This is a genomic window from Mesorhizobium sp. M1A.F.Ca.IN.020.06.1.1 (assembly GCF_004023265.1).
Classification (GTDB): Bacteria; Pseudomonadota; Alphaproteobacteria; order Rhizobiales; family Rhizobiaceae; genus Mesorhizobium.
The window spans coordinates 1-3,066 of record NZ_RZSR01000737.1 but is presented as its reverse complement, the minus strand read 5'-3'; the positions used below and the strand labels follow the sequence as shown (position 1 = coordinate 3,066).

Here is a 3,066-nt window from a genome sequence, read left to right as displayed (position 1 = left end):
GGCGCCTTGTTCACCATTGCGCTCGACGCGCTGGGCTCGACAGCCTTCATGCGCTCAGTGCGTTCCTATGAACGAGCGCAGATGGCGGCTGTCTACCGAACCTATCTCGATTTCTCCGAGCTGACGCCGCCGCTGGTCTATTCGGTGGTGCTCTCCTTCTTCGGTCTCGGCTCGGTGTTCGTCACGCTCGGCCTGTTGGCCGCCTTCTGTGGCTTCTTCACCTGGCGCTATCTGCCGAAGTCGTTTTGACCGGCTGCAACGCGGCATGGCGCCCACGCACCCACTCGTGGAAGCGGCGCAAATCGTACTCCTCGGGCATCAGCACGCCGGCCTGGTGGCGGATCGAGTGCATGCCCTTCTGGTTGATCTCGCAGATCGCGGCGTCCTCCTCCAGCACCTGCGCGCCGAAGGCGACGATGTTGTCGATATCGGTTTGTGCCAGGGCATCGGGCGCGAACAGCCATTCGGCGGTGAGTTCCGTCTGCTCCGGCCCGAGCGGGGCGAGACGCACCGTGCGGACATAGTCGACATGGCCGACGACGAACATCGAGGGCAGCGAGGTAGCGTAGGTCTGGCCGGCGGCTCGCTCGGCCGGCGTCAGCCCGGCAAAGACCGGCCCATGGACGCGTCCGTCGCGCGACCAGGTCTCGGCGCCGGCGCGTAGGCCGCCGGAAAACTCCGGAGCATCATTATCCGCATAGCGCGCCCATTCCGGATCGTCATGCCTCGCCATCAGGCCGCGCCCATAGATCGGCACCAGCCGCGACAGGTCCTTGTGCACGCCCGGGCAATGCAGGCATTCGTTGAAGTTCTCCCAGAAGATTTTCCAGTTGCAGTTCATCACCTTGGTGAGCCGGTGCCCGGGGACGAGCGTCTCCAGCGGCCAGTTCGAAAGATCGCGGGAGGCGGAGTCGAAGGAGGCTTCCCCCGAGCCATCGGGATCCTCTGCGAGATTGATGAAGACGAAGCCGCGCCACACTGACAGCGCCACCCGGTAGAGCGGATAATTTTCCTTGTCGAAGCCTTCGGGCAGCGATTTCGATGGGACACGGACGAGATCGCCGCGCAGCGAATAGGACCAGGCGTGGTAGGGGCAGGTGAGCAGCCTTGCCTTCAGCCGCCCTTCGCTTTCCAGGCAGAGCTGCGAGCCGCGATGCCGGCAGGTGTTGTGGAAGGCGCGCAAGCTCCCGGCCTCGTCGCGCAGCACGACGACCTCCTGCGAGCCGATACGCGCGGTTCGAAAGGCAAGAGGTTCCGCGAGATCGGCTTCGCGGCAAACCATGAGCCAGCTCCGATACCAGATCGCTTCGAGATCGAGCCGGTAAGCGTCGGCTTCCCGATAGGCGCTTGCAGGCAACGTCGGCTCGAGGCTGGTGAGGCCATTGTAGCGGCTGTGTTCGCTAGGATTTGGCTGCATGAGCGGCTCCCCTTGGCTGATGACAGCCGACACCCGGGCAGGACCGTTGTCAATTGCGCGGCCATTGTCGCTTCCGGGTGCTGCCCTTAAGGTCACTTCGTAATCGCCTGCGGTTTCGCCGGCTGCCCAGGATTGCAAAGTATGCCTGCAAGAACGATGTCGCTGACCGTGGAACTGGTCGCCCGCTGTTTTCGCGCGGTCGATGACCCGGGGCCCGACCCGGATGCCGAGCATCTCGTGGACAGCGACTATGAAGCCATGCTGGATGCATTCGAGGCCGAGCTACCTGCAACCGAGCCTCTCTGGCTGTTCGGCTACGGCTCGCTGATCTGGAAACCGGAAATCGAGCATTTTGAGGAGCGCGTCGCCGTGGCTCGCGGCTGGCATCGCTCCTTCTGCATGAAGATGACGCGCTGGCGCGGCACCAAGCAAAGCCCCGGCCTGATGATGGCGCTGGATCGTGGCGGCCAATGCAAGGGCGTTGCTTTCCGCCTGAACGGTGGTGACCGCCGGCAGGCGCTGGACAGGCTTTTTCGCCGCGAGATGACGCTGAAGCCGACCAGCTACCGGCCGCGCCTGCTGCAACTCGCAACCGACAAGGGGCCGTTGAGAGCGCTTGCCTTCGTCATCAATCGCAAAGGCACGACCTATGCCGGCCCACTCAACGAAGACGAGGTGGTCGAAAGGCTGGCGACCTCGTGCGGCCACTGGGGTTCAGGCGCCGACTATCTCTACAACACGGTGAAGAACCTCGAACAGCGCGGTATTCACGACCGCCATTTGTGGCGATTGCAGAAGCTCGTCGCCGAGCGGATCGCCGGATCTTAGTCCGAAACCGGTGCCGCAATCACGCTGCGGCGTGACGGAATTTGGTTTGCCGGTCGCGACGATTCTGCCTATAGTCGCTGGCGTCGTCGGTTCCGTTTTTGGAGCCAAGAGGGAATGCGGTGAGGGTGGAGTCTTTGCCCTAAGCCGTGGCTGCCCCCGCAACTGTGTGCGGTAGTCCTCTCCATAGACCACTGAGGTTTGTCCTCGGGAAGGTGGGGAAGGGTGCGAATCCGCGAGCCAGGAGACCTGCCGGCGACAGGAAAGTTGACTTCGATGCCCTCGGGTGGAGGGCGAAAGGACAAGACATGAATACCGCTTCCGTCGCCCTCGGCGCCTCCGTCTCCTCGCAGTCGCGCATCATGCAGCTGGCTCTCGCCGCGCTGCTCGGCATTTTCGTCGTCGGTTTTGTCGGCTTCTCGCACATCGATGCGGTCCACAACGCTGCCCACGACTATCGTCACTCGATGGCTTTTCCCTGCCACTGACGAAGGCCCGATATCATGAATCTGTTTCGCAACGTCGTGTTCGTCGCGGCGATCGCAGGGCTCGTGGCGGGCATCGCGCTTGCCTGCATGCAGGCCTATGCGACCGTGCCGCTGATCCTCAAAGCGGAAGTCTATGAAAAGGCGGGCGGCGGTCATCACCACGACCATGCCGCCAACACTGGAACTAGCGCTGCCATGAGCTCGGCCGAACCGGCGGGCAATGCGATGAGCAGCGCCGCTCCTGCGTCGACGGAAGCGGCGGCTCCGACCGAGGACGAGGGCTGGGCTCCGGCCGACGGCTTCGAGCGCTTCGCCTTCAACGTTGTCGCAAACCTG

4 protein-coding genes, 1 pseudogene and 1 riboswitch are annotated in these 3,066 nt (G+C 63.5%); of the genes and pseudogenes, 4 read left to right on the top strand and 1 reads right to left on the bottom strand.

The genetic code is table 11. The annotated features are described in order from the left end of the window. Positions 1-249: pseudogene (locus EOA60_RS26060) on the top strand (MFS transporter); the annotation flags it as partial. Here EOA60_RS26060 and EOA60_RS26055 read toward each other — a convergent pair. Next, complete coding sequence (locus tag EOA60_RS26055) at positions 218-1,417, bottom strand: aromatic ring-hydroxylating dioxygenase subunit alpha (protein ID WP_127215867.1); 1,200 nt, start codon at positions 1,415-1,417, stop codon at positions 218-220. The pseudogene EOA60_RS26060 and the gene EOA60_RS26055 overlap by 32 nt on opposite strands. Positions 1,418-1,558: 141 nt before the next feature. Between EOA60_RS26055 and EOA60_RS26050 the strand changes: the two genes are divergently transcribed. The 3 genes from EOA60_RS26050 to EOA60_RS26040 form a co-directional block, all read left to right on the top strand. After that, entirely contained in the window at positions 1,559-2,245 is a 687-nt protein-coding gene (locus EOA60_RS26050) for a gamma-glutamylcyclotransferase (protein WP_095825697.1), read from the top strand. 70 nt (positions 2,246-2,315) lie between these two features. Beyond that, positions 2,316-2,514, top strand: a riboswitch (cobalamin riboswitch). A 36-nt stretch (positions 2,515-2,550) separates the two neighbouring features. Continuing rightward, positions 2,551-2,730 (top strand): CbtB domain-containing protein, encoded by a 180-nt coding sequence (locus EOA60_RS26045; protein ID WP_066999556.1) that lies wholly within the window; start codon positions 2,551-2,553, stop codon positions 2,728-2,730. 15 nt (positions 2,731-2,745) lie between these two features. Then, a partial coding sequence (locus EOA60_RS26040) for a CbtA family protein (RefSeq protein WP_206628239.1) occupies positions 2,746-3,066 on the top strand: 321 nt, incomplete at its 3' end.